Genomic DNA, 26,584 nt, shown 5'->3' on the forward strand with positions numbered 1-26,584 from the left:
GGCATACAAATTATCAGTGAATAATATTCAAAAAAGTTGCTTAGATCTTACATCCGCCGCCAGCGCAGTCATCATCTTGTGCTTGCACAGCATCTTTTTGATCATCTTTAGCGCCATCACGCGTGTTATGATAGTAAAGCGTTTTTACGCCATACTTATACGCAGTGAGCAGATCTTGGAGCAATTTTTTCATCGGAACTTTACCAGAATCGTACTGGCTTGGATCATAATTGGTGTTCGCTGAAATCGCTTGATCAACGAACTTCTGCATAATACCGACTAAATGCAGGTAACCATCATTAGAGCCAATATTCCATAACAACTCGTAATTCTCTTTAAGCTTGATGAACTCAGGAACGACTTGCTTAAGAATGCCATCTTTAGACGCTTTGACCGATACATAGCCACGTGGTGGTTCAATACCATTGGTCGCGTTAGAAATTTGCGATGACGTTTCAGACGGCATTAAAGCGGTCAACGTTGAGTTACGTAAACCAAACTCCATGATCTCAGTACGTAAGCTATCCCAATCGTAATGCAATGGTTCATCACATAATGCATCAAGATCTTTTTTGTACGTGTCGATCGGTAGCAGACCTTTGGCGTAGTTAGTCTCGTTAAATGCAGGGCAACGGCCTTGCTCCTTCGCTAATAACACCGAGGCTTTGAGCAGATAATATTGCATCGCTTCAAAGGTACGATGCGTTAATCCGTTCGCGCTACCATCGGAATATTTCACACCGTGTTTTGCCAAGTAGTAAGCGTAGTTAATAACACCTACGCCTAACGTACGGCGGTTCATGGTTGACTTACGAGCCGCTGGAAGAGGGTAATCCTGATAATCGAGTAGAGCATCTAATGCACGCACCACCAATTCAGCTAACTCTTCGAAATCATCGAGTTTTTCTATTGCACCTAAGTTAAAGGCAGACAGAGTACAGAGTGCAATCTCACCGCTATCGTCTTCGACATTCGTCAGTGGTTTGGTAGGTAGAGCAATCTCTAAACACAGATTCGATTGACGTACTGGTGCGACGCTAGCATCAAATGGACTGTGAGTATTACAGTGGTCCACGTTTTGAATGTAGATCCGACCTGTTGAGGCACGCTCTTGCATTAACAGCGAGAAGATCTCTAACGCTTTGACGGTACGTTTTTTGATACTAGGGTCATTTTCATAGTTAACGTACAGACGTTCAAATTCATCTTGATCTTGGAAGAATGCGTCATATAAGCCAGGGACATCAGACGGTGAAAAGAGGGTAATATTGCCGCCTTCTACTAAGCGTCTGTACATCAGTTTATTGAGCTGAACGCCATAGTCCATATGACGAACACGGTTTTCCTCGACACCACGGTTATTTTTCAGAACTAATAAGGATTCTGCTTCACCGTGCCACAAAGGATAGAATACCGTTGCTGCACCGCCACGAACGCCACCTTGTGAGCAGCATTTCACCGCCGTTTGGAAATACTTGTAAAATGGAATACAACCCGTATGGAATGCTTCACCGCCACGAATTTCAGAGCCTAATGCGCGAATGCGTCCAGCATTAATGCCGATCCCTGCACGTTGTGAGACGTAACGGACAATCGAGCTTGCCGTTGCATTAATCGAGTCTAAGCTATCACCACATTCAATCAACACGCATGAGCTGAACTGACGCGTAGGGGTGCGCACACCCGACATAATCGGTGTTGGGAGTGATATTTTAAAGGTCGACGTCGCATCGTAAAAACGTTTAACAAAATCAAGACGTGTTGCTTTGGGATACTTGGCGAATAAACAAGCGGCCACTAACAGATACAAAAATTGTGCACTTTCGTAAATTTGTCCAGTGACTCGGTTCTGTACGAAGTATTTGCCTTCCAGCTGTTTGACGGCGGCGTAAGAAAAATCTAAATCGCGTCGATGATCAATAAACGTATCCATCAGCGCAAATTCTTCGGCGCTATAATCTTCAAGTAAGTGACTATCATACTTACCTTTTGCGACCATTGCAGAAACGTGATCATAGAGTGCGGGTGGCTCATATTGACCATAGGCTTTTTTGCGTAGATGGAATACCGCGAGCCTTGCTGCAAGATATTGGTAATCTGGTGTCTCTTCAGAAATCAAATCAGCGGAAGACTTGATGATCGTTTCATGGATATCAGAGGTGGTGATCCCGTCATAAAACTGGATGTGAGCGCGCAGTTCTACTTGTGAAACGGAGACGTTATCCAGACCTTCAGCGGCCCATTCGATTACGCGATGAATTTTATCTAAATCGATATTTTCTTTGCGGCCATCACGCTTGGTGACAGTAAGTTGTTGGTTCATTCTGCTTTATTTCCCTAACAAAACTGATAAAAGCCATGTTTTGGTGTAATTATTGTAAATCAAACGTTGGCTTTGTGATAAAAATCGCCCTACAGCCAGTGGTGAGAAACACTATATATAGGGGTGTATCAGTGTTCGGGTTACAAGATAGTGCTATCTGGTCATGAATGCAAGTTACAGAACTTGCACATATTGTGGATAACCTGAGAAATAAAAAAATTCAGTTAGTAGCTACTTACCGACAATCAAAGGGTAGATTTAATGGTAAAAAATCTGCCTTTGCAGATTGCTTTTTTACTAACCAAGCTTAAAAAAAAATGACTTGATCTTTCAGTAATTTTTTCAGTAAAGATTGAGACCCGAGTCAAAGGTTTACTAAGGTCTTGTCAAGCACCAATTGACACGATAAATGTGCTGGTCATGATGCACAAGACCCGTTGTTCGTTCTACTTATGGTTGCCAATGCTCTTTGCTATCGATGAGCAAAGAGAGCGGTTATTTTAGAGCACTCGGGTATGAATGATGTAATTCACATCCACATTTTTTCCCAAACGGTAACGATCAGTAAGGGGATTGTAATGCAAACCAGTGATGCCTTGTTCTTGTAACGCAGTTTGATCAATCATACGTAACAGCTCAGAAGGGCGAATAAACTTGCTGTGGTCATGGGTTCCTTTCGGCACAATCTTGAGCAGTTGCTCAGCACCGACAATCGCAAATAGATAAGATTTAATATTGCGGTTTAAGGTAGAAAAAAACACATGGCCGCCGGGTTTCACCAAACGAGCACAGGCTTTGACCACGGAGAGAGGGTCGGGTACGTGTTCGAGCATTTCCATACAGGTGACCACATCATAATGATGCGGATATTGCTGGGCGTGATCTTCGACGGTACTTTGTAGATAAGTCAGCGTTGTGCCTGTTTCAAGCGCGTGTAAGCGAGCCACTTCCAATGGTTCTTTGCCCATATCAAGGCCAGTCACGATTGCGCCTTCTCGAGCCATACTTTCGGCTAAGATCCCCCCGCCACAGCCAACATCCAGTACGGTTTTATCAAATAAACCATTAGCATTATCCAGCACGTAATTAAGACGTAACGGATTAATTTGATGCAATGGTTTAAATTCGCCGTTTAAATCCCACCAACGTGATGCCATATCGGCAAATTTTTGAATTTCATTTGGATCGACATTTTGTGCTTTGGTCATACTTCTGATTGCCTATGTTTCCCACACGAATAAGCGCTCATTATAACCCGCTGAGCAATACACACCAGCCGTTATCTTTAACCCAAAGAGAGTTGATGGAAAAGTAACCACTTATCAGTTAGATATAAGACGAATGTGTGATTTCTCGGCAGTTGATACTTAACCACGGTCACAACCTGATAAAAGGGCAGGGAAAGTGATGCCGAAGTGGGTCAACTTGTGTTATATTTTTCAACCTTATAAGTATCAATATTATTCGGCCAACAAAACAGTTAAACCAAGGCTCGTTGTCGAGCAAAACTGAGTGTGGTTTGAATAATCCGATCAAACTATAGAGGGATAATGGCTCTATGAGCGATCTAGCTAAAGAGATCACACCCGTAAACATTGAAGATGAGCTACGAAGTTCATACTTAGACTATGCGATGTCAGTCATCGTTGGTCGTGCTCTTCCAGATGTGCGTGATGGTCTAAAACCAGTGCATCGTCGCGTGTTGTTCGCGATGAGTGTCTTGGGTAACGATTGGAATAAACCCTACAAAAAATCGGCTCGTGTAGTAGGGGACGTCATTGGTAAATATCACCCACATGGTGATAGTGCGGTTTACGATACAATTGTACGTATGGCGCAACCTTTTTCTCTGCGTTATATGTTGGTCGATGGCCAAGGTAACTTTGGTTCGATTGACGGTGACTCAGCGGCAGCGATGCGATATACCGAAGTTCGGATGTCGAAAATTGCTCACGAGCTTTTGGCCGATTTAGATAAAGAAACGGTTGATTTTGTACCTAACTATGATGGTACAGAGCAAATTCCTGCTGTCATGCCGACAAAAATTCCTAACTTATTGGTGAATGGCTCGTCTGGTATTGCGGTCGGTATGGCAACCAATATCCCGCCTCATAACTTGACTGAAGTGATCAATGGCTGTTTGGCTTACATTAGTAATGAAGATATTACCATTGATGAGCTGATGGAGTATATCCCAGGTCCAGATTTCCCAACTGCTGCTCTGATCAGTGGTCGTAAGGGCATTGTTGACGCCTATAAAACGGGGCGCGGCAAAGTCTACATGCGTTCAAAAGCGGAAATTGAAACCGAGAAAAATGGCAAAGAGACGATCATCGTTAGTGAAATTCCTTATCAAGTGAATAAAGCCCGCTTGATTGAGAAAATTGCCGATTTAGTAAAAGAGAAAAAAGTCGAAGGGATTAGCGCATTACGTGATGAGTCTGATAAAGACGGTATGCGTATTGTAATTGAGTGTCGTCGCGATGCCGTGGCGGAAGTGGTATTAAATAATCTTTATGCCAATACTCAATTGCAAACGACGTTCGGCATTAACATGGTGGCACTTGATAATGGTCAACCAAAACTGTTCAACTTAAAAGAGATGTTGAAGTGTTTTGTTAACCACCGCCGTGAAGTGGTTACTCGCCGCACCATTTTTGAACTACGTAAAGCGCGTGAAAGAGCTCATATTCTTGAAGGTTTATCACTCGCGTTGGCCAATATCGATGAGATTATTGATCTTATTCGTAAAGCCCCGACACCGGCTGAAGCAAAAATGGGTCTTGTTTCTCGTGGTTGGGATTTAGGCCATGTTGCCGCTATGCTTGAGCGTGCTGGTACTGATGCCGCGCGTCCGGAGTGGTTAGAGCCGCAATACGGCATTCGTGATGGTCAATATTTCTTAACTGAGCAACAAGCTCAGGCGATTCTTGACTTGCGTCTACACCGTTTAACGGGTCTAGAGCACGGCAAAATTCTTGATGAGTACAAAGCGTTATTGGATGAAATTGCCGAGCTAATCCATATTTTGTCGAATACAGAACGCTTGATGGAAGTGATCCGTGAAGAGTTAGAAATGGCTCGTGATAATTTTGGTGATGCACGTCGTACCGAAATTACTGCCGCTAGCCACGATATCGATATGGAAGAGCTGATTGCTCGTGAAGATGTTGTCGTTACTTTGTCACATGAAGGCTATGTTAAGTATCAGGTATTGACCGATTACGAAGCGCAGCGTCGTGGTGGTAAAGGTAAGAGTGCGACACGAATGAAAGATGAAGATTATATTGAGCGTTTATTGGTAGCCAATACGCACGATAATATCTTATGTTTCTCAACTCGCGGTAAGACCTACCGTCTGAAAGTGTATCAATTACCACTGGCTAGCCGCACCGCACGTGGTAAGCCGATTGTTAACTTATTGCCACTTGAAGAAAACGAGCGTATCACCGCTATTTTACCGGTAACGGAATTCAGTGAAGATAAATTTATCTTTATGGCAACCGGTGATGGTACGGTTAAGAAGACCTCACTTGATCAATTCTCTAATGTTCGTGCTAATGGTTTGATCGCTGTTAACTTACGTGATGATGATTCGTTGATCGGGGTTGAAATTACCGACGGTGAAAGCGATATCATGTTGTTCTCAAAATCAGGCAAGGTGGTTCGTTTTAACGAAAAACCGATTGTTGATGATGAAGGTAATGTGAAAGGTGGGGTTCGCCCAATGGGACGTACTGCATCTGGTGTTCGTGGTATGAAGCTGGTTGAAGGCGATCAAGTCGTATCTTTAATTGTGCCAAAAACCGATGGTGACATCTTAACCGTGACTGAAAATGGTTACGGTAAACGAACTCAGCTTTCTGAATACCCAGCGAAGAGCCGTGCGACACAGGGCGTTGTGTCAATCAAAGTTTCAGAACGTAATGGTAAAGTTGTCGGAGCGGTGCAAGCCGATGAAGGCGATGAATTCATGATGATTACCAATGCAGCAACTTTGGTTCGCACTCGTGTTTCTGAAGTGAGTCAGGTAGGGCGTAATACCCAAGGTGTCACGCTTATCCGTACTTCAGAAGGTGAGAAAGTGGTTGGCCTGCAACGTATTGAAGAGCTTGATGAGGCAGATTTGCCACAAGATGATGATGTTTCTTCTGAAGATCAGTCATCGGTGGAGTCAACGTCAACGGTGATCGACACTGATTCAACGGATGTAAATACGGATCCTACTGAATAAGTTGTCATATTCACACCGCTTTAATAAATAAGCAGTGGTGAATATTACGAATAAAAGACCGAGATTAAATACTCGGTCTTTTTTATGGTTAAAAGAAGTGCAGATATTAAGATCATAATAGGATCATTAAGAACGATCGATATAATTGAGCGATCATTTCCTGTCATGATTTTACTCTTCACTCACTCTCAATGATCCCTTTTATTATATAGTCAACGTATTGGTGATCGTCTTAGATTCAAAACGCTTTATTGGCTAATATAAATAAATAGTGTGATTATTATTGCAATTCTAAAATATTCTTGCTAGATATTAACAGGAAGTGATATTATTTTTAGAGTAAATTATAATCAAATCACCATAGGATATTTGCCGTGGACTACGCCATAATCTCGCAATTAAAAAAAGATTTTTATGCGCAAATTAGCGCGTTTCAGTCTTATGCTTTGCCCCAGCAAACCACGACCTTATCGTTGTTAACTGAAGAAGAATTAAAAGAGCTAGAGCAAATTTGGGTTGAATTAGCGGTTTGGAAGCGCTCGCAAAGTCATTAATTCAAAAATGGTAACATCGACTAATGAATGGATCTCGATGATATCATCATTTTTGATTGAACAGAGCATCGTCTATCTATTTTATCATTTAGCTATTCTTTTTTTTGACCATCTTTTCTTACGACTTCTTAAGTGCCACACTTTTTCTGCTTGATTGACGCCAGTCTAGTCTGGATAGGTTCGCATATTCTTTATGCTGCAATGTTGGCCACAAGCCTCACTATCTATCCCCTTCCGACTTGAAGCTGCAGCGGTGTTAGCTACGTTCGTTCATCCCAATCACATCGTTTGCCTATGCTCATGGGGATTCACTCACTTGCCGCCTACCTACAACTTCAAGTCGTTTGGGTATAAGCTCTTCACTCTTTTGTTGCGATCTTAATGAATTGTTATAATATAACAATTTGAGCTTATTGTGATCTTTTCGTTGAAAAATGGGGTATTAGTCTCCATAGTAAAAATCATCAGATAAGAGTAACCTTATGCATACCATAACTAGCGTGCAGTCAGAACGAATTCAAGTGAGTAAAGATATGGCGGAAGTGAGAGCCAGAGTCGACTTTAAAGTTGGCTTGAAAAGTAATATTGATGCTGAGATTCTTTCATTCCGAGGTTTACAATCGGATAAAGAACACGTAGCCGTTATCTTTCAAGCGGCAGATAAAACACAACCTATTCCATTAGTTAGAATGCATTCTGAGTGTCTAACTGGCGATGTTTTCCATTCTTCAAGGTGTGACTGTGGGGAGCAACTTGAAGAGACCATTACTAAGATGGGCGAATATGGCGGTATCATTCTCTATTTGCGTCAAGAAGGTCGTGGAATCGGCTTGTATAATAAGATTGATGCTTATCGCTTACAAAGCCAAGGCATGGATACATATCAAGCCAATAATCATCTTGGCTTTGGTGATGATTTGCGCGATTTTACCGAAGCTGCGCAAATGCTAAAAGCACTTGGGGTGACTAAGATTCGTTTAGTAACGAATAACCCTAAGAAAATAAGAGAATTACAAGAGCACGGTATTGAAATTATCAGTGTCGTTAATACAGCTGCACACATTAAAAATGGTAATGAAGACTATTTAAAAGCGAAAGTCTCACATGGTAAACATCATTTGAAGTTATAAGCGGTTATCTTTTTCAGTGTAAGAAGTCTCTGCGATATCGATGTGTGTTTCTCCATCGGCGTCATCTACGTGATATTTTCTATGACTGCTCATTAAAATTTTATGCCCAAACCCCATCATTTCTTGATTTGAAATGATGGGGTTTGTCGTTTGTACGTTGCAGATTTTTCCTGTCGATAGCCTATCAAGATAACGCGCTACTTGCTCAAGAGCAGCCGATAAACGTTTGGCTTAGCCATCGAGATCAATTTGGATAAAGAGTGGGTAAAGCGGGGAATATTTGCCATACTTACTCCAACATCGGTTGGACGGTTTAGTGATGGGTATCGTCTATGCTCACCTATCCTAAATTAACCAATGCTACCGGTTAGCCAAGGGAGCACTAAAAATATGAAGCGTTACTCATTGATGGCCATTGTTTTGCTTTGGATTAGTTTGCCACTTTTTGCCAATACGCCAGTGGTTCAACTTCCTGATCTCAAAGGACAAAGTGAGTATGCGTTACATTATCCTCAACAAGTCGAGAAACTCTATCAGCGTAATCAGTATCAATTAATTTGGCGAGATGAGTTGAGTCGAGTCTATTTTGAGCAGCAACTTGCGCTGATCCATCAAGCGAATATTAGTCCGTTATTTTCAAAACGCTATAAGCAATTACGAGCCTTGAGTGAACAACAAGCATGGGTTCAATATGATGTTTTAGCGACAGACACCATTATCGGCTATCTTAGTTATGCTCAATTAGCCACTCAACAAGGGATTGATTGGTTTTTTAACGGTAAACTTAACTACGCTTTGCCTTTGCCGAGTGCATCTTCACGGTTAGCTCTGTCTGTTGCCGCTGGTACGCCAGCGATGGCTGATTTAGTTTTGCAGCATGCACCACAAGATCCCGCTTATCATCAATTGGTTTATGCTCACGGTTTTTTATCTGCGCTCAAAGCGACACCATTACCGCTTTATCGACAAGCGGGTCTGAAACGGCCGGGCGATAAGTTGGACGACCGTCCTACCTTGATCCAGCGTTTAGCTCTGGTCAATATTGATGTCACAGTGATTCGTGATGATGTCTCTTGGTACGATAATTCATTAATCGAACCCATAAAGCATTTTCAGCAGTTACATGGACTAACCGCTGACGGTGTGATTGGTCCGCAGACATTAAAATGGCTTAATCTCTCCGTTGAAGAACGTTTGGGTCTGATTGCCTTGAATGCTGAGCGAATGCGTTTATGGCCAACCAGTAACACATCCATTGTGGTTAATGTACCGAGTTTTGAATTGAAATATTGGCATGCGGGGGAAAACGTCTTTCAATCAAAGGTGGTGGTCGGACGCATTTCACGACCGACGCCAGTCATGACGACTCGTTTGGATTCTTTAATTGTTAATCCCACTTGGAATATTCCCTATAAAATCATGGTGGAAGATATTTTACCGATAGCGAAGCGAGATCTTCGTTATTTAGATCGTCAGAATCTAGAGATTCTACCGCGTTGGGGAGCGACGCAGACTCTAGATCCGACATCGATAGATTGGGAAAATATCTCATTAGAGGCATTCCCCTATCGTATGCGTCAAAGAGCGGGCTATCATAATGCTCTGGGATTATATAAATTTAACACTCCGAATCGCCGAGCGATCTTTTTGCATGATACTCCAAGTAAATACTTATTTGAGCGTGACTCAAGAGCGTTTAGCTCGGGTTGTATTCGGGTTGAACATGCCGATCAATTTGCCAATATGTTGTTAACTAAACAGGGGTTAGACTCTCAACAATTTGCTCCGCAAAGTAGCTCAGTGAACCAAGCAATCCCATTAAGACAGCGCATACCAGTGCAGATCATTTATCAAACAGCATGGTATGACGCAGGACAATTGCATTTTAGAGAAGATATCTATCGTCTCGATAAGCTAGTGACTCATTAGCGACTCTCCTTATCACGTCAAGTGATGTGAGTCGCGAGCGCGACTTGTCAAAACGTAGTGAGAATGTCATAGTTGGTGATAATTTTTTGCTGGTTGTTCAGGTTTTCTCATGTCTTTGAAGTATCAAATTGTCCCCGTTACTCCGTTTGCGCAAAATTGTTCGATTGTATGGTGCGATGAAACCATGCAAGGTATCGTTGTTGATCCCGGTGGTGATGTAAAACAACTGAAAATGTTGATTGATCAACTAGGTGTTCAGGTAGTTAAACTGGTTCTGACTCATGGTCATTTGGATCATGTCGGGGGAACACAGCCTCTCGCTACATTGTTGGGTAATGTTGACATTATTGGTCCTCATAAAGCCGATAACTTTTGGTTGCAGGGCTTAGAAGGGCAGAGTCAAATGTTTGGTTTTCCGCTGACAGAAGCCTTTGAGCCTCATCAATGGTTAGATGAAGGTGATACCGTCACGTTTGGCAACCAGACACTTACTGTCTTGCATACGCCAGGCCATACCCCAGGTCATGTGGTTTTATTTAGTGAAGAAGCCAGCTTAGCGTTTGTAGGCGATGTGCTTTTCAATGGCAGTATTGGACGGACGGATTTCCCACAGGGCGATTTCAACACCTTAATTGATTCTATTAAGAACAAATTGTGGCCATTGGGCAATCACGTGACGTTTATTCCTGGCCACGGACCGACGTCAACGTTTGGTCGTGAACGTGCGAGTAATCCCTTTGTAGCCGATGAAATGCCGCTTTACTAGCAGAATAGATATTACGTTTACTATGACAAGTAGGGAAGGTTCGGTGGTCTCTAAACCAAACTTTTCTTATTCTGGTTTGGCTGCGGCGAGATAGCGTCGAGCCAGACCAATAAATTCATCAGCAGAACGGTCAAGATCATTCTCCGAGATGAAGACATCAAAGCCATAAAAATTACGTTGATGCTGCATACGGTTAGCGAGCATCGCCATTAGGCCAGTGTATACTTTGCCTTGTGGATCCGTATAGGGGGTAGAGTCTAATACGATGTCTTCAAAAAGCAGGCTTTTATCATGCTGCTTCATGCCTAAATACAGTAAAGCTCGTTGGTTAAATAACATTTCTCGAGCAATTCTTGGGCAAATCCCGTCTAAAAAAGGGCTATAATTTTTTAAACGAACACCTATCCATGGCAGCGGCTGATGCCAACCCTCTTGTTGATGGGTGCATATTCCAATTTGACTGATATTTTGCCATTTCACTACCCATCCACCATAGTAAAAATGTTGCTGTAAGTGACTGGCGGTGAGAGTAAAACCAACCCAACTTTTACGTGCTAGCCAATAACCAACACCACATAAAATCAACACACACATCACCGAAACTGACGCTTGTTGCCAACTGTTCGATAAGCGAATCAAAGCAGTAATGATCAACAACACGATCAATAAACCGATTTTGACGTAAGGTGAATGTCGATCAAATTGATAATTAGATAAGTGGATTGTTGGCATACCGACCTCGCATGCAAATACTTTATGATTAATACTCAATGTTCGTTGACAATGATCACTGATCCTCACTGAAATCGTAAACAGCAAATAATGATTTACTGTTTAAATTCTAGTCGCTTATGGTTTAAATCTCGTTTTTGTCGTCTGAACTTGAGCGATACCCTACAAAAGGTCGATGAATTTTGCTATAAAACGCGCTTCAAATTTTCACCACTGCATCTTGTGCAGTGAAATGGAGAGATACTCGATGAGACTTGCTCATAAGCGTAAAGTGCAGGCAAAACTGCAAAAACGCATCATAGCGATGGTAGCAAACATTACCTCAGCACCAAAAACAGCCAAGCCTGTAGCCGTTAATCCTGTCGTTGCAAAGAAAACGGCACACCCATCAAGTGAACCCGTTTCACCAACAACACGTGCAGAGATCGTGTTAACCCCTAAGCAGCAACAAGTATTTGATATTGTTGTCGCGAATGCGGAAGGTATTAATCCTAAAGGGATTGGTTTGGCGGCAGGACAAGAAGAGAGTAAAGCGGCGTCTTGGGCGACAGGGGCATTAAAGAAACTACTTGAAGTTGAATTAATTACCAGAGAGTCCCAGGCGGGCAACAAGGTTATTTATAAAGCGCTGTAAATAATTAAAGATTCTACAACTGCTCTTGTCACTCAGGCGGCAGTTGTAGAACGGTACTGATTGTCAAACTTACTCAATTTTGGTGATGCTGCCAATTTCCAGCATCGGTGCGACATCCATCTTTTCTGCATTCATCATTGCAGATAAACGTTGAACCGATGAGAGTAATAAACTTTGCTCCCAATCGGCCAAATGCTGAAATTGTTCCACAAAACTGTCTTGTAGCGGCTGTGGTGCGCGAGCCAAGAGTTCTCGGCCAGTTTCTGTTAAATGGGCATGGACTTTACGTTTATCGGTGCTACTTCTAACACGTTGTACGTATTGATTCCGCTCTAAGCGGTCTAGGATGGTCGTGGCTGTTGCTTGACTCATGTTAGTATGTTTTGACAATTGACGAATGGTAACTTCCCCCAACTCTTCAATTGAACGCATCAAAATCAACTGCGGTCCCGTCAACCCTGCGTATTTGCTTAATTTTTTTGAATGCAAATCGATGGCTCGGATAATTTGACGAATCGCAACCAACACCTCTTCGTGTTTTTCCACAATATTTACCTACAACAAACAAGAGACCAATTGGATCGGACCATACCTTAGTTGGGGATAATTGAAAAGTAGAGAAATCGTCTTCCTACTGCAAGCTACCGTAGTGTGAGTAACGTTCGTCCATCGCCAATCCGGTCCTTTCTCTATACTGATGAGGAAGATTTATCTGCGGATTGCTTAGTCAAGCTCTGCCTCTCGCTGAGCAAATTTATCACTCACCTGCTGCCTAACTGTAATCGCCATTATTTGGGCAGGCGAGGATACCTCCAAAATCTCACAAGTCTCGAAACGATGGATTGAAATGCCATGGATACAATAGGTATTTGAGTGAACGATTTCGTGAATAGCACACATTACTTACCAGTAAACCAATGCCCATTAAATGTTTGAGCTCGAACTAAATTGTGGTGGTGGCTTGTAACTTTTAGCGATAATTTACTGTAAAATGGTCGATTTTTATCCTCAATAACTTTGTTTTGTGGATTTTAATCTAATTTTCTGTAATATATCGCCCCTTAAATGAATTCTTTAGTTATGAGTACGAAATATATTTTAATGGTAAGTCTGTGAATTTATTTCGTTGTCATGGTTACTGAATTTTGTCTGTCGTTACCAAAAAGAGAAGATCAATGACAAAAGGAATAGACAAGTACAGCATTGACAGTACCGACTATACAGTCGGTCAGGATAATGTGCAGAAGTGGGGGTTTGATGTTCATAACCCTGTATTTGGCATCAGTGCGGGATTAATTGGTTTATTTTTACTCGCCACTCTGTTGGTGGATGCTGATACCGCTAAGAATGCACTAGACGGGGTTAAATGGAAAATTATTGGCTCATTTGATTGGTTATTCATTTGGTCGGGTAACCTTTTTGTGATTTTTTGTTTGGCTTTGATTGTATCACCATTTGGTAAAATTCGCTTGGGTGGTAAAGATGCGGTGGCTGATTACTCGGTGATCTCATGGTTATCGATGCTCTTTGCCGCCGGCATGGGCATTGGTTTGATGTTTTGGAGTGTCGCGGAACCAGTTGCTTATTTTACGGGATGGTATGAAACACCATTAGGTGTAGAGGCCGGTACACCAGAAGCGGCAAGATTAGCTTTAGGCGCGACCATGTATCATTGGGGACTCCATCCTTGGGCGATTTATGCTGTTGTTGCCTTATCGCTGGCATTTTTCTGTTATAACAAAGGGTTGCCTTTATCTATTCGTTCTATTTTTTATCCTATTCTCGGTGATAAAACGTGGGGATGGCCAGGGCATCTGGTTGATATTTTAGCGGTATTAGCGACGTTATTTGGCCTTGCTACTTCGCTAGGTTTAGGGGCTCAACAAGCCGCAAGTGGTATTCATCACGTGTTTGGTCTTGATGCAGGAATAGGATTACAAATCATTGTTATCCTAGTGGTAACCGCATTAGCGACGATTTCGGTCATTCGTGGAATTGATGGCGGGGTCAAAGTGATCTCTAATATCAACATGATTGTAGCCTTATTACTTGTCGCGTTAGTTGCTCTGATTGGTTATGCGGTCACTTTTGCGTCGATTCCAACCACATTGATGTCGTACATTGAAAATATCATTCCATTAAGTAACCCTCATGGACGTGAAGATGAAGCGTGGTTCCAAGGTTGGACCGTTTTCTATTGGGCATGGTGGATCTCATGGTCACCATTTGTCGGTATGTTTATTGCTCGGGTATCAAAGGGGCGGACGGTTCGTGAGTTTATTACCGCAGTGTTACTGATTCCAACAGCCGTCACTGTGATCTGGATGTCTGTATTTGGTGGATTAGCGATTGAGCAGGTGATAGGCGGTGTTGGCGAATTAGGTCAAAAAGGTTTAACGGATGTGTCATTAGCCATGTTCCAAATGTTTGATGTATTACCACTGGGGACTTTACTCTCGATTATCGCGGTAGTGTTAGTGTTGGTGTTTTTCATTACTTCATCTGATTCTGGTTCATTGGTTATTGATAGCATTACGTCTGGCGGTAAAATGGATGCGCCAGTGTTACAGCGAATTTTCTGGGCAATCATGGAAGGGGCGATTGCCATAGCCTTACTGTGGATCGGTGGTGCGCAGGCCGTTCAAGCTTTGCAAGCTGGTGCGATTTCGACGGCTTTACCCTTTACTTTTGTCTTATTACTGATGTGCGTTAGTTTGGTGATGGGCATGCGTACAGAGCTGAAAAAGTAAGTCAAGTGGATACATAGAGGTTTAAAAAAGCTGGCTGAGCCAGCTTTTTTTGTTGATAGACGAATAATGTTGGAATGATGACATTTGTCACTAATTTGACGGTAATGTGATTAAAAGCAGATAGTTATTGCAACGGTGTTTATTTTTACATAATGCGTGCAAACGCTTATAAACCTCGCTATTATTTGCCGCCCAACTGTTCCTTTTATCAGCGATAATTCACTATGAAATTAACCCTAAAACAAAAGCTTATTGGCACCAGCCTGTCAGCGGTCGTCGTGATGGCGGCCGCATTAACTTGGTTGTCAGCCGATCAACTCAAACAACAAACCAGTCGTGGTGTACTTGCCCGTGCACAAGCCATTTCTGAAACGGCATCGAAAGGTATTTCTGATTGGATTTCGATCCGAAAAGATATTTCCACCGCTTTTAATGACTATACCGTACAACCTGATGTGGTGCCTTTTTTACAACAGGCGCGTAAAGCGGGCGGATTTGACGATATTTTCTTTGGTACTGTTAACGGTGAAATGTATCGCTCCCATCCAGAGCGCAACCGAGCTGATTATGACCCTCGTACTCGTCTTTGGTATCGCGATGCCGCGAATGCGGGTAAGCAAATTATTACCACGGCATATCAAGATGCGATCACTAATGCTTTATTAGTGACTATTGCTGAACCTATTCGTCACAATGGTCAGTTACGTGGTGTGGTCGGTGCTGATGTATTGATTGATCAATTAATCAGTGATGTGTTGAGTATCGACGCGGGTGATAATGCTTACACGATGCTGATTGATACCCAAGACGGCTATTTTCTGGCACATCCAGACAAACGATTGCTTTTAAAGCCTGTCAGTTCGCTCGATAGCGCATTAACCATGAATGCTATTCAGCAAGCCGCCAATAGCCGTCAGCTAATGACACTGAACCATAACGGTCAAGAGAGCTTGTTTTACTTCGATAGAGTCGCGGATACGCCATGGGTATTTGCTGTGCAGATGGATAAAAATACCGAATTCGCAGCACATACTCAATTGCTCACCGGCTTGTTGATCACAGCGATTTTCATCACCTTGATTGTGGTGTTGATCGTCTCTTGGTTAGTCAGCTTTTTATTCAGAGATTTATTACGAGTTTCTAAAGCATTAGAAGAAATCGCAACCGGAGATGGTGATTTAACGCAACGCTTAGAGCCACGTAGTGACGATGAAGTGGGGCAATTAGCGAATAATTTCAATATTTTTGTTGGCAATATGCATACCATGGTCAGTAAATTGAGTGAGGTTTCTGCGTCACTTTCATCACAATCGCATATGACCGCCGCGCATGCTGAAGAACGTAGTGCACGTATTCGCATGCAGCAAGATGAAATCAATATGGTCGCCACAGCGATCAATGAAATGGCCGCTGCGACCCAGGAGATTGCTAACAACTCTGAGCATACTGCGCAAAACTCATCCGAGGCGGTAACCGCTTGTGTCGATGGCTCTAAGCAAGTGTCGCAAACGCAGAACTCTATTCTTTCTTTAGCGAAAGAAGTGCAGGTAGCAACAGGCGTCATTCAAGAGCTGGAAGAGCATGGTAATCAGATCAGTACTATTCTTTCAACCATTCAAGGCATTGCAGAACAGACCAATCTATTGGCATTGAATGCGGCGATCGAAGCGGCTCGTGCTGGAGAACAAGGTCGCGGCTTTGCGGTGGTTGCGGATGAAGTGCGGGTACTGAGTCAACGTACTCACGCCTCAACCAAAGAAATTCAAACCATGATTGAAATGCTGCAAGGCACGACAGGCAAAGCGGTCGGGATCATGAATGATAGCCGAATGTTAGCCGATACGAGTGTTGATGATGCGCACTCTGCAGCCGCGAGCTTAATGCAAATTCATCATGCGGTTGAGCGTATCAGTGATATGGCAACTCAGATTGCCTCAGCCGCTGAAGAGCAGGCATCCGTCACCTCTGAGATTACGCGCAACACGGTAGGCATTCGCGATGTCTCGAACGATCTCGCTGAAGAAGCCCATGAAGCTGCAGCTCAAGCGGCGGAGCTATCACAACTTTCTTATCAGCTTGACCAAGAGATCCGTCGCTTTAAGTTATAAGTTTTAATTGATAACAGATGAGCTGATAAACTTAAGTCATTCGCGATAGTTTGTTTATGATAAATAATAGGGAGCGAAAGCTCCCTATGTTGATCCTTGAGACTAGTGATAACGACTTCAGTGAAAAGCTATAACCAAAAATGTTTAAGCCGATCATCTGGTGAATAATGATGGGCGATTTGCGCCTGCATCAGTTCTGCTGTAGCAATCGCATCCGTCAGGGCGTGATGAGGATTATAAGCCGGTAAACCATAGCGTTGTCGGGCTTGCCCTAAACGCAGTGATTGCGGTTTCTTACCGCGCAGTTTATTCCAAATCCCTGCGGTGAGGCGTTTTTGAATCTCCGCTTCGAGTTGCATGGTATCGATAATTGGAAACTCAATGCCTTCATTTATTCGCCGTTTAAAGGCTTGATCCAAAAACTCACGCTCAATTTTATGGTAGTGGGCCACAACGATTTTCCCTTCCAGTGCGGTTAATAACGCTTCGAACACCTCACTTAAATCAGGGGCGTGCATAATATCACTGTGCGTGATGCCGTGAATGATCACCGAGCCCTCGTCTAATTTTTGTCGAGGACGAACGATCCAGTGCTGCGCTCGCTTAAGATAGACGCGCTGTAAAGTGAAGGGTACTAAGCCGATGGTGATAATTTCATCTTTATTTTCATCAAGCCCGGTGGTTTCAAAATCCATTGCGACAAACTCAATCTCACCTAACGGCGAATTGCCATCAGCCAGTTCCGCTTGATAAAAACGTTGCAGCAAAGGGGATTGGGCAAGCTTTTGTTTCGCTCGATATTTATAAAGCCAATTGATACTTGGCGCTTGAAATAGTCCTTTCATGCTCACCTTATTTAAAATTGCTGCTTGCTTGATAACGATATTTAAGGAAGTTTTGTCCGTTACTCAAAATTTGAAAGGCATCTTTTAAATTACGTCGTTCAAATTCAGAGAGATTTTCTGGCTCAATGTTGTTATCGGGTTCATTATTATTTTCTACATCCAGAGCTTGATGGCGAATACGTACCATCGAAATAAACTCTAAGGCATCTCGCAGATCTTGCCCTCGTCCTTTGGGTAAGATGCCCGCATCGATGACATCATCGAGTCGTTCGAACGAGTTTTTCGCTCGAGAGCCGACTGCCAGAGCATGAACGCGAATTAAATCCGCCAATGGAGCGGTACCGCGACGTTTTAAATTCATTGAGTTATTGTGGCGGCCATCTTTTTCCATGACGAAGTTTTTGAAAAAACCGAGCGGTGGAGTACGGTTTAAGGCATTGCGGGCCAAGCACGCTAAAAAGCGGTTATTACGTCTGGCGCGGCGGACAATAAAGCCATTCAGTTGCTCTGCCCATTTCAGACGGCCATAAACCCCATCTAAGTCAAAGAAAATTGAGGCATTCAGTAAAGCTTTCGGGTTGGGATTATCAATCCAATCGGCAAAACAGGCTTCCCATTGTTGACGAGTCATTCGCCACATCGGGTTGGTCGCCATGATCTCGCCAGTACAATAGGTATAACCGCATTGATCGAGCCCATCACAGACAAACTGAGCTAAGTCGGCAAAATATTGGCCGTGCAAGGCTTCATCATAACTGTCATCCAGCAGCAGAGCATTGTCTTGATCAGTGACAATCAGTTGTTCATCGCGTCCCATTGACCCCAGTGCTAAAAAGCAGTAGGGGACGGGCGGAGGGCCAAACTTCTCTTCAGCCAGCTCTAATAGTCGTTGCTTGAAGCTACGACCAATCGTTGACATGGCTGTGCCGACCATATGTGAGTTCGCGTCTTCATTAACGAGGCGCACGAAAGCATGTTTGACCTGTTTGGCTAAATTCGCTAAATCGTCAATGCTATTTTGATGGAAAATCGTACTGACTAATAACAATGAGTTGTGGGATTCATGACGAACGATATCGGTAATATCGACGATACCGATCGGATTATTTTCTTTTAGCACCGGTAGATGATGCACGTTGTAACGTAACATGAATAGCATGGCTTCATAGACATAAGCATTATGATCCAAGGCGATTACTTCGCTAGTCATGACTTCTGTCACTGAGTGGCTGAAGTCTAATCCGGTGGCAATCACTCTTCGACAAAGATCGCGATCAGTAAGGATGCCAACGACTGGACTGCTGTCGTCTTCGTTGTCTTTCATAATGCTGGGATCGATGATCAGTAACGAAGAGACGTTCTCTTCTGACATTTTGATGGCAGCTTGCTGAATGCTGGCATCGTTATAGACGAAAGGGGCCTCACGAGTCAGCAAATGTTTGACTTTAGAGGTCGTTAAATCATTTTGTTCTTGGGTATTAGATACGGTTTGTCGTAAGCGTGCATTATCTTGAACTTCAACATAATCCGCAAAGGTATCGTATTCATCGTATAACTTTTGAAATATAGCTTCCGGCATGCAATAAATGAGTGTGTCTTCAATCGCGGTAACGGGAAAACGCACTTTATTATTGGTGAGCAACCCCATTTGTCCAAATAAGCCACCTTCGGAGAGTCGGTTATATAATTCTCCTTTACGACGATAAATTTCGACTACACCACTGCGGACAATATATAAATCTTGAATATGGTCGCCAGCGTGAATGATTGGGGTGTCTTGGCGATAATAAGCAATCTCTACTTGGTGAACGGCTTCATTAAGCGCTGATTCAGGAAGCTCATTAAAAGGCGGGTATTGGGCAAGAAAGTTTTTAATTTCGATTAATTCTGCTTCCATCAATGGACTCCTTTAGCCAAAAATAATCCTTAATCTGGACCATGTTGGTATCACAATATGCTTGAGATGAGGTGTGTATTTATAAGGCGAGATCGGCAATATTCGCAGTCCCTATCTCTTTAATTAATGATCTAGTCTACACGATTTTGTGGCTCAGCGCAGATTTGAGGCAGCGCTTACTCTTTTTTTATCGATTATCCGTTATTCTAAGACCAGATAAAGAAAATAGGTATGGCGATGAACAAAACCAGTGTATTGATAATAGCGATGTCGATTTTTCCGCTAGCACACGCGGAAAATTCTCACGTTGAACAGCGGTTGAAGTATGATTTTTTTAGTGCAGAGCTGACGTCGGGAACCATGAGTGGTTTATACGCCGCTGGAAAAAGTGATAATACGACAGCACTGTCGATAGGAGTGAGTCATCAACTTGCCGAGCGACGCGTATTGTTGATCTCCGATTACAGTGCTCGCTTTTATCATCCTAATGACGAGACGATCGAACAATACCGTTTACGATTTGGGGCTGGCTATCATTGGTCAATAATCGACAAGCTTGATCTGGTTAGTCATGCCCGAGTGGGGATGTTAAGGATCAGCAGTGATTATACGGTCGATAATGAAACTCGCTCTGTTTTTGGTGCGGATATTGGGCTACGTTACCTCATTCGTCCCGACTGGGAGGCAAGTTTATTTGCCGAAGCAAATTATAATCACTGGCAAGATGAATACGTGTTTACATTAAGAACCGATTATCAGTTGAGTAAGCGCTTAGCGTTAGGTGGGCTTGTCACTTATCGAGATGGTGAATTGCAAAATATCAATGAAGTTGGCATAACGATGCGAATTCATTATTAACGTTATATGTCGATGTCAATTAAAAAAGCCAAGCAGAGGTTGTTTCTGCTTGGCTTTATATTCATCGCTGTGTTTGCTCAACCTGTCGGTAGATAAGCCATTTATAAAACGACTTTAATTCCTTCACATAGAGGAGACATGTTGTTTTTCGTCATCCCAGCAACACTGATCCGACCTGAGCCAACAATATAAATACCAAATTCTTCTTTCAGTCTCTGAACCTGCTGCTTATTTAAGCCAGAGAAAGAGAACATGCCATTTTGGCGTTCGATAAAGCTAAAATCTGCATTAACGCCGATTTCTTGTAAACGAGTAACGAACAGTTCACGCATTTCTTGAATCCGTTCACGCATCTCGGCGACTTCTGCTTCCCATTCAGCGCGCAGGGCAGGGTTTTGCAGTATGTAGGTGACTACGGCGGCACCATGGGCTGGTGGGTTCGAGTAAATGGAGCGAATAATCGCTTTGACTTGTGAGAACGCCGTATTAGCCACATCGGCTGAGGCGGCGACTAAGGTAAACGCACCGACGCGCTCGTTATACAAACCGAAATTTTTTGAAAATGAAGAGGCGACTAAAATTTCAGGATTGTATTGAGCAAAAATACGCAGCCCAGCGGCATCCTCTTCGACTCCTTTAGCAAAACCTTGGTAAGCAAAATCAAACAGTGGGAGTAAGCCTTTTTCTGCCACCAATTTAGCCAAAATTTCCCACTCTTCTAACGTAGGATCAATCCCTGTTGGGTTATGGCAGCAACCGTGCAGTAAAACCACATCACCCGCAGACGCTTGCTCAAGGTCGGCAAGCATCGCTGGAAAATCTTTATCTTTTTTCTCGGCGTTGTAATAAGTGTATTCAGTAGTTTCAAGTCCCGCTGCACCAAATACACCATGATGGTTGGCCCATGTTGGGTTACTGATCCAGACTTTGACATCACCAAGCTGACGTTTAATAAACTCACCCGCCACGCGAAGCGCACCTGTACCACCAGGCGCTTGAGCGGTTTTAGCTCGTTGATCACTAATGATGTCGGCTTGTTCACCAAACAGCAATTTTTGTACCGCTAGGCCATATTCAGCCGTGCCTTCAATGGTTAAATAAGATTTGGTTTTCTCCGACTCAAGCAGCGCAGCTTCGGCTTTCTTTACCGTCGCCAAGACAGGCGTTTGACCAGCTTCGTTTTTATAAATACCGACGCCTAAGTTGATTTTGTCTGTCCGAGGATCGCTTTTAAACTCTTCAGTTAAACCAAGAATAGGGTCAGCAGGTGCTGCGACAACTTTTTCAAACATAATGTCCATCCATGTAAAGTTAAGGTGATACTCTTCGTGTTTGACTTTGCCGTGATGCTAGCAGCATTCACTGTGCGGCTTACCAATAGCGCCAAGTCGTGTGCGGAGAGAAGATTGATTGTCAGTATTTATACCTTTCTGATTGAAGAGTGACAACCATCACGCTAAGGAAAATGAAAAAAAACCTCCGCGAAGCGAAGGTTTTTGGTGAAAAGCAAATTTAGAAGTTGGCACTGCGTGGTGTACGTGGGAATGGAATCACATCACGTACGTTACCCATACCGGTCACATAAGAGACCAAACGCTCAAAACCAAGACCAAATCCTGCATGAGGAACGGTGCCATAGCGGCGTAAGTCACGGTACCAGCTCATGTGTTCAGGGTCGATGCCCATTTCAATCATGCGCGCATCGAGAACATCTAGACGCTCTTCACGCTGTGAACCACCGATGATTTCACCAATTCCCGGCGCTAATACGTCCATAGCGGCAACGGTTTTACCGTCGTCGTTAAGACGCATATAAAAGGCTTTGATGTCTTTTGGATAGTTTTTAACGATCACCGGTGCTTTGAAGTGCTCTTCAGCAAGATAACGCTCATGTTCTGAAGACAGGTCGATACCCCATTCCACATCAAATTCAAACTTGCGACCAGAATCAAGTAGAATTTGAATCGCATCGGTATAGTCAACTTGTGCAAAGTCCGATTGAACGAATTGCTCCAAACGAGTAATCGCGTCTTTATCAATGCGAGAAGCAAAGAATTCAAGGTCATCACGACGTTCAGTCAGTACGGCATTAAACACGTACTTGAGCATATCTTCAGCTAATTGAGCCACATCGTGCAAATCAGCAAAGGCAACTTCAGGCTCTACCATCCAAAATTCAGCTAAGTGACGGCTAGTATTGGAGTTTTCTGCGCGGAAGGTTGGGCCAAAAGTATACACTTTGCTCAGTGCACAAGCGTAAGCTTCAGCGTTTAACTGGCCTGATACGGTTAAGAATGTCTCTTTACCGAAGAAGTCTTCGTTAAAGTCAATCTCACCGTTTTCTTGGCGAGGCAGGTTAGCGAAATCTAGAGTCGAAACACGGAACATCTCACCCGCGCCTTCGGCATCAGAGGCGGTGATCAGTGGTGCTGATACCCAAAAATAGCCCTGTTCATGATAAAAACGATGGATCGCTTGAGACAAACAGTTACGTACACGAGCAACTGCACCAATCACGTTAGTACGTGGACGAAGGTGAGCCACTTCACGTAAATACTCAATAGAGTGACGAGTTTTAGCCATCGGATAGGTTTCCGCATCTTCTACCCAGCCGACAACCTTCAGTTCAGTCGCCGCTAATTCGAAATCTTGACCACTGGCAGGAGACTCAACAACCGTACCTGTAATTTCTACAGAACATCCGGTGGTGAGTTTGAGAACTTCATCTTGATAATTATTGAGTGAATTCGGGACCACGGCCTGAATCGGGTCGAAACAAGAGCCGTCATATAAGGCAAGGAAAGAGATTCCAGCTTTGGAATCACGACGTGTGCGGATCCAGCCACGAACAGTAACTTCACTGTTTACTGCAAGCTTGCCGCTTAATACGTCTTTTACAGGCGCGTAAGTCATGGTTAATATCGTCTCCATTGAGGTAAAAACTCAACTCAAAAGTGTTGCTTCCCTGACGACTTGAAATAACGATAACGTGTGAATTATTAGCGTCTTTTAGACAGATACCGTTACCATATTTGAACAAGTTGATTGAAAAAAGCGAAACATTGAGTTGGCTAAAATTTTACAAATTCAATGGCACATATTACCTGTCAATTTGTCCGCATCAACCTTTAATATGCTCTGATTGTTGATTTCTTATTCGAAAAGCTAAATTGATGGAATAAATAGCGTATTCTTACCGTAAAACTGATGATGATTTACGATTTAAGCAAGCCGTTGAGGGGATAATACTCGCCTTTGGTTGGTGTGCTTGACTGGATTTGGCTTGTTTCATTTAACAAGATTCCGTAGTATGGCGGCTCTTTTTTTAAGCTTGAGTTGTACGATGAAAACCGAAATTTATAAAGAGTTCATGTTTGAAGCTGCCCATCATTTACCTCATGTGCCTGAAGGGCACAAATGTGGTCGTTTACATGGACACTCTTTTTTAGTTCGTCTTTATGTCGCTGGAGAAGTGGACGCTCATACCGGTTGGTTGATTGACTTTGCGGAGATCAAAGCGGCGTTTCAACCGATTTATGATCGTTTGGATCACTACTATTTAAATGACATTGAAGGATTAGAAAATCCGACCAGCGAAGTGTTAGCAAAATGGATCTGGCAACAACTTAAACCAAGCTTACCGCTACTCAGCAAGGTCGAAATTAAAGAAACCTGTACCGCCGGGTGTGTGTATACGGGATGATTTTTAGCCAAGCTATGGTGTTAGCTTGGCTAAAGGGTCTAACTCTCTTCCTCTATAAGGATCGTCTGCCCCCCTAGGCTTCGATAAAGGGTGCTTAAGGTTACTCGTTGATGATATTCGTTTTCCAGTAAAGCGGCTCGAGCATTACGTTCGTTTTCTTGGGCATCCAATAGCGTCTTAATTTGTATAGCACCATGCTGATATTGGCTTTGATAGATACGCATTGCTTCAGCGGCGCTTTGCCATTGCTGAACTAATTTTTCAGCTTGGTACTGATAATTTTCTCGGGCGGATAAGGCATTATCCACATCCTGAAAAGCGGCATACAAGGTTTTACGGTAGTTGATGATGGCCGATTCATACTGTACTTGTGCGATATCTCGCTTTAGCTGCATTTCATTCCAATTTAAAAATGGCAAAGTTAAGTCAGCGCCTAAAGTACCGATAGGATCGCTCAATAGTTTTTTTAGTTCCGTCGATGACCCACCCAGAGCTCCAGTTAGTGTGAGCGCAGGAAAATAGCTGCGGCGAGTACTCTCCTTGGCAGCCAGAAAAGCTTGAAGTTGATACAAGGCTTGTTTGACATCGGGTCTACGTGCCAAAACTTCCGCGGGTATTCCTGCAGAAATAGCAGGTAAGGCTTGAGCGGGTTGTTGATCAATTTCAATAGCGGCTTGTTCAGGATCTTGCTCAAACAAAATAGCTAAGGCATTACTGGCTTGTCGATATTGTTGTTGATAATCACGGTGTGCCGCTTCCAATCCAGCCAGTGAGCGTTTGGTTTCTAATACGGTCAAGCGTGAGGTTGCGCCATGAGTATATTGACTTTGAGCAAGATTGAAGTTTTGGATAGCGTTGTCAATATCTTGCTGACTTAAACGAATTCGTTGTTTTAAATAGCCGATTTGCCAATAGAGTTGAGCGGTGGTTGCCACTAAACTTTGAGCGGTTGCTTCTCGCTCTTGTTGCGTCGCGAGGGCTTTCCACTGACTTTCATCTATTGTCGCTGAAACCTTACCCCATAAATCCACTTCATAACTGACGCTGATTCTAGCCTGATAGTTGTTAGACGTGTCGCCATGATTGAGATCCTTTGAACGGTTACCGGATACCCCAGCGGCGAGATCGGGAATCTGTTGATCTCGGTCTAAATTCGCGTTTAAGCGAGCCTGTTTTAAAGTGAGCGTCGCCAATGCAAGGTCGTGGTTGGTGGACAGGACGCGCTCAACTAACAGATCAAGCTTAGGATCTTGAAAGTTTTTCCACCACTGGCTTTCCCACACCGTATTGGTTTCTTGTTGAGGCGTGTGCCAGTCAGTGGCAATAAAAACAGAAGGCTCTACAAGATCATAGTGAGCGGAACAGCCAAGCAGTAGCAACATGGATAAAGCTAAGCTGGAATATTGAGTTGCAGGTAACATGTTTACTCCCGGGCAAGCGCATCAATCGGATTTAGCTGAGCGGCATTTTTCGCAGGAAGATAGCCAAATAGAACACCGATTAATGTTGAGCACAAAAAGGCAGAGACGATTGAAGCGGTAGAATAGATCAAGGTAAAACTACTACCGAATGAGGAAAAACCGACGCCGATTAAATAGGCGAGGGCAATTCCGATGATCCCACCACACAAACAAACAAGTACAGCTTCGATAAGAAACTGACGCAAAATATCGTTCTGCCTTGCACCAACCGCCATACGAACGCCGATTTCTCGGGTACGTTCGGTGACCGAAACCAGCATAATATTCATTACGCCAATCCCCCCCACAATTAATGAAATAACGGCGATGGCGGAGATGAGTAAGGTCATGGTCGCTGTTGTTTTTTGAATATTTTGTTGAATGGTGTCGGTATTAATCGTAAAGAAATCTTTAGTACCATGACGCATGGTTAACAAAGAGATAATCGCTTGCTCTGCCGCATCACTAGGAATGTTGTCATCAAGGCGTACAGTGATTCGATTAAGGTGGCTTTGACGCATCATTCGTGCATTAATCGTAAGCGTTCACCGAGGTATCTTGACTTACCATGCCTGAAGAAGCATGTGCAGTTTATAGATCAAAAACGTTCGGGTACGGTTTCTTCTCAACGACTGACGTGATGATTTCACTCAGAACTGAC

General features: G+C 43.3%; 19 protein-coding genes and 1 pseudogene. 10 read left to right on the top strand and 10 right to left on the bottom strand.

Going from position 1 to position 26,584, the window contains the following annotated elements:
• Nucleotides 1–40 precede the first annotated feature (40 nt).
• Nucleotides 41–2,323 carry a class 1a ribonucleoside-diphosphate reductase subunit alpha gene (nrdA, locus tag FKN93_RS12080; RefSeq protein WP_170905185.1) on the bottom strand — a complete coding sequence of 761 codons (2,283 nt, stop codon included), beginning with the start codon at nucleotides 2,321–2,323 and terminating at the stop codon, nucleotides 41–43.
• A gap of 500 nt (nucleotides 2,324–2,823) precedes the next feature.
• Nucleotides 2,824–3,531 (bottom strand): bifunctional 2-polyprenyl-6-hydroxyphenol methylase/3-demethylubiquinol 3-O-methyltransferase UbiG, encoded by a 708-nt coding sequence (gene ubiG, locus FKN93_RS12085; protein WP_158138394.1) that lies wholly within the window; start codon nucleotides 3,529–3,531, stop codon nucleotides 2,824–2,826.
• 350 nt (nucleotides 3,532–3,881) lie between these two features.
• On the opposite strand from ubiG, the gene gyrA reads away from it, so the two are divergent.
• The 5 genes from gyrA (at nucleotide 3,882) to FKN93_RS12110 (ending at nucleotide 10,936) form a co-directional block, all read left to right on the top strand.
• Nucleotides 3,882–6,557 carry a DNA topoisomerase (ATP-hydrolyzing) subunit A gene (gene gyrA, locus FKN93_RS12090; protein WP_158138395.1) on the top strand — a complete coding sequence of 892 codons (2,676 nt, stop codon included), beginning with the start codon at nucleotides 3,882–3,884 and terminating at the stop codon, nucleotides 6,555–6,557.
• A 374-nt stretch (nucleotides 6,558–6,931) separates the two neighbouring features.
• The gene (locus tag FKN93_RS17670) at nucleotides 6,932–7,111 is read left to right on the top strand and encodes a hypothetical protein (protein WP_040904340.1); all 180 of its coding nucleotides are present in this window, start codon (nucleotides 6,932–6,934) and stop codon (nucleotides 7,109–7,111) included.
• 482 nt (nucleotides 7,112–7,593) lie between these two features.
• Nucleotides 7,594–8,241 carry a GTP cyclohydrolase II gene (gene ribA, locus FKN93_RS12100; RefSeq protein WP_154168307.1) on the top strand — a complete coding sequence of 216 codons (648 nt, stop codon included), beginning with the start codon at nucleotides 7,594–7,596 and terminating at the stop codon, nucleotides 8,239–8,241.
• 390 nt (nucleotides 8,242–8,631) lie between these two features.
• Nucleotides 8,632–10,170 carry a L,D-transpeptidase family protein gene (locus FKN93_RS12105; protein ID WP_170905186.1) on the top strand — a complete coding sequence of 513 codons (1,539 nt, stop codon included), beginning with the start codon at nucleotides 8,632–8,634 and terminating at the stop codon, nucleotides 10,168–10,170.
• A 109-nt stretch (nucleotides 10,171–10,279) separates the two neighbouring features.
• Nucleotides 10,280–10,936: an MBL fold metallo-hydrolase gene (locus FKN93_RS12110; RefSeq protein ID WP_161438151.1), complete on the top strand. Its 657-nt coding sequence runs from the start codon at nucleotides 10,280–10,282 to the stop codon at nucleotides 10,934–10,936.
• A 66-nt stretch (nucleotides 10,937–11,002) separates the two neighbouring features.
• Here the strand turns inward: FKN93_RS12110 and FKN93_RS12115 are convergent, their stop codons facing one another.
• Nucleotides 11,003–11,668 carry a DUF2982 domain-containing protein gene (locus FKN93_RS12115; RefSeq protein WP_170905187.1) on the bottom strand — a complete coding sequence of 222 codons (666 nt, stop codon included), beginning with the start codon at nucleotides 11,666–11,668 and terminating at the stop codon, nucleotides 11,003–11,005.
• A 247-nt stretch (nucleotides 11,669–11,915) separates the two neighbouring features.
• On the opposite strand from FKN93_RS12115, the gene FKN93_RS12120 reads away from it, so the two are divergent.
• Nucleotides 11,916–12,302 carry a MarR family transcriptional regulator gene (locus FKN93_RS12120; protein WP_158138399.1) on the top strand — a complete coding sequence of 129 codons (387 nt, stop codon included), beginning with the start codon at nucleotides 11,916–11,918 and terminating at the stop codon, nucleotides 12,300–12,302.
• Nucleotides 12,303–12,371: 69 nt separating this feature from the next.
• On the opposite strand, the gene FKN93_RS12125 is transcribed toward FKN93_RS12120, so the two are convergent.
• Nucleotides 12,372–12,848, bottom strand: coding sequence for a MarR family transcriptional regulator (locus FKN93_RS12125; RefSeq protein ID WP_004395351.1), 477 nt, complete (start codon nucleotides 12,846–12,848; stop codon nucleotides 12,372–12,374).
• Nucleotides 12,849–13,477: 629 nt separating this feature from the next.
• Between FKN93_RS12125 and FKN93_RS12130 the strand changes: the two genes are divergently transcribed.
• Both FKN93_RS12130 and FKN93_RS12135 read left to right on the top strand, forming a co-directional pair.
• Nucleotides 13,478–15,052 (top strand): BCCT family transporter, encoded by a 1,575-nt coding sequence (locus FKN93_RS12130; RefSeq protein WP_004395350.1) that lies wholly within the window; start codon nucleotides 13,478–13,480, stop codon nucleotides 15,050–15,052.
• Between the two features lie 224 nt (nucleotides 15,053–15,276).
• Nucleotides 15,277–17,160 carry a methyl-accepting chemotaxis protein gene (locus tag FKN93_RS12135; protein ID WP_170905188.1) on the top strand — a complete coding sequence of 628 codons (1,884 nt, stop codon included), beginning with the start codon at nucleotides 15,277–15,279 and terminating at the stop codon, nucleotides 17,158–17,160.
• Between the two features lie 128 nt (nucleotides 17,161–17,288).
• Here FKN93_RS12135 and FKN93_RS12140 read toward each other — a convergent pair whose 3' ends face one another.
• Both FKN93_RS12140 and FKN93_RS12145 read right to left on the bottom strand, forming a co-directional pair.
• A complete protein-coding gene (locus FKN93_RS12140; protein ID WP_170905189.1) occupies nucleotides 17,289–18,005 on the bottom strand; it encodes a 3'-5' exonuclease in 717 nt (238 codons plus the stop codon).
• 7 nt (nucleotides 18,006–18,012) lie between these two features.
• Nucleotides 18,013–19,902 (bottom strand): DUF294 nucleotidyltransferase-like domain-containing protein, encoded by a 1,890-nt coding sequence (locus FKN93_RS12145; RefSeq protein ID WP_158138402.1) that lies wholly within the window; start codon nucleotides 19,900–19,902, stop codon nucleotides 18,013–18,015.
• A 237-nt stretch (nucleotides 19,903–20,139) separates the two neighbouring features.
• Here FKN93_RS12145 and FKN93_RS12150 point away from each other — a divergent pair, with 237 nt between their 5' ends.
• Nucleotides 20,140–20,760 carry an Ail and OmpX gene (locus FKN93_RS12150; RefSeq protein WP_170905190.1) on the top strand — a complete coding sequence of 207 codons (621 nt, stop codon included), beginning with the start codon at nucleotides 20,140–20,142 and terminating at the stop codon, nucleotides 20,758–20,760.
• A 101-nt stretch (nucleotides 20,761–20,861) separates the two neighbouring features.
• Here the strand turns inward: FKN93_RS12150 and FKN93_RS12155 are convergent, their stop codons facing one another.
• Together FKN93_RS12155 and asnS are read right to left on the bottom strand one after the other, a co-directional pair.
• Nucleotides 20,862–22,061 (bottom strand): amino acid aminotransferase, encoded by a 1,200-nt coding sequence (locus FKN93_RS12155; protein WP_040904337.1) that lies wholly within the window; start codon nucleotides 22,059–22,061, stop codon nucleotides 20,862–20,864.
• A 211-nt stretch (nucleotides 22,062–22,272) separates the two neighbouring features.
• Entirely contained in the window at nucleotides 22,273–23,673 is a 1,401-nt protein-coding gene (gene asnS, locus FKN93_RS12160; RefSeq protein ID WP_154168294.1) for an asparagine--tRNA ligase, read from the bottom strand.
• A gap of 430 nt (nucleotides 23,674–24,103) precedes the next feature.
• Here asnS and queD point away from each other — a divergent pair, with 430 nt between their 5' ends.
• Nucleotides 24,104–24,463, top strand: coding sequence for a 6-carboxytetrahydropterin synthase QueD (gene queD / locus FKN93_RS12165; protein WP_004395344.1), 360 nt, complete (start codon nucleotides 24,104–24,106; stop codon nucleotides 24,461–24,463).
• A 38-nt stretch (nucleotides 24,464–24,501) separates the two neighbouring features.
• Here queD and FKN93_RS12170 read toward each other — a convergent pair whose 3' ends face one another.
• Together FKN93_RS12170 and FKN93_RS12175 are read right to left on the bottom strand one after the other, a co-directional pair.
• Nucleotides 24,502–25,884, bottom strand: coding sequence for an efflux transporter outer membrane subunit (locus FKN93_RS12170; protein ID WP_170905191.1), 1,383 nt, complete (start codon nucleotides 25,882–25,884; stop codon nucleotides 24,502–24,504).
• Between the two features lie 2 nt (nucleotides 25,885–25,886).
• Nucleotides 25,887–26,462, bottom strand: a pseudogene (locus tag FKN93_RS12175) (FtsX-like permease family protein); the annotation flags it as partial.
• Between the last annotated feature and the right edge of the window lie 122 nt (nucleotides 26,463–26,584).

This window comes from Vibrio sp. A8-1 (assembly GCF_013048685.1).
In the GTDB taxonomy this organism is placed as follows: domain Bacteria; phylum Pseudomonadota; class Gammaproteobacteria; order Enterobacterales; family Vibrionaceae; genus Vibrio; species Vibrio metschnikovii.

Coding starts and splice junctions, on each gene's coding strand:
- queD (WP_004395344.1), top strand. CDS start 24,104: ATGAAAACCGAAATTTATAAAGAGTTCATGTTTGAAGCTGCCCATCAT.
- FKN93_RS12120 (WP_158138399.1), top strand. CDS start 11,916: ATGAGACTTGCTCATAAGCGTAAAGTGCAGGCAAAACTGCAAAAACGC.
- FKN93_RS12135 (WP_170905188.1), top strand. CDS start 15,277: ATGAAATTAACCCTAAAACAAAAGCTTATTGGCACCAGCCTGTCAGCG.
- FKN93_RS12130 (WP_004395350.1), top strand. CDS start 13,478: ATGACAAAAGGAATAGACAAGTACAGCATTGACAGTACCGACTATACA.
- gyrA (WP_158138395.1), top strand. CDS start 3,882: ATGAGCGATCTAGCTAAAGAGATCACACCCGTAAACATTGAAGATGAG.
- FKN93_RS12155 (WP_040904337.1), bottom strand. CDS start 22,061: ATGGACATTATGTTTGAAAAAGTTGTCGCAGCACCTGCTGACCCTATT.
- FKN93_RS12145 (WP_158138402.1), bottom strand. CDS start 19,902: ATGGAAGCAGAATTAATCGAAATTAAAAACTTTCTTGCCCAATACCCG.
- FKN93_RS12115 (WP_170905187.1), bottom strand. CDS start 11,668: ATGCCAACAATCCACTTATCTAATTATCAATTTGATCGACATTCACCT.
- FKN93_RS12140 (WP_170905189.1), bottom strand. CDS start 18,005: ATGAAAGGACTATTTCAAGCGCCAAGTATCAATTGGCTTTATAAATAT.
- FKN93_RS12150 (WP_170905190.1), top strand. CDS start 20,140: ATGAACAAAACCAGTGTATTGATAATAGCGATGTCGATTTTTCCGCTA.
- FKN93_RS12170 (WP_170905191.1), bottom strand. CDS start 25,884: ATGTTACCTGCAACTCAATATTCCAGCTTAGCTTTATCCATGTTGCTA.
- nrdA (WP_170905185.1), bottom strand. CDS start 2,323: ATGAACCAACAACTTACTGTCACCAAGCGTGATGGCCGCAAAGAAAAT.
- ubiG (WP_158138394.1), bottom strand. CDS start 3,531: ATGACCAAAGCACAAAATGTCGATCCAAATGAAATTCAAAAATTTGCC.
- FKN93_RS12110 (WP_161438151.1), top strand. CDS start 10,280: ATGTCTTTGAAGTATCAAATTGTCCCCGTTACTCCGTTTGCGCAAAAT.
- ribA (WP_154168307.1), top strand. CDS start 7,594: ATGCATACCATAACTAGCGTGCAGTCAGAACGAATTCAAGTGAGTAAA.
- FKN93_RS12105 (WP_170905186.1), top strand. CDS start 8,632: ATGAAGCGTTACTCATTGATGGCCATTGTTTTGCTTTGGATTAGTTTG.
- asnS (WP_154168294.1), bottom strand. CDS start 23,673: ATGACTTACGCGCCTGTAAAAGACGTATTAAGCGGCAAGCTTGCAGTA.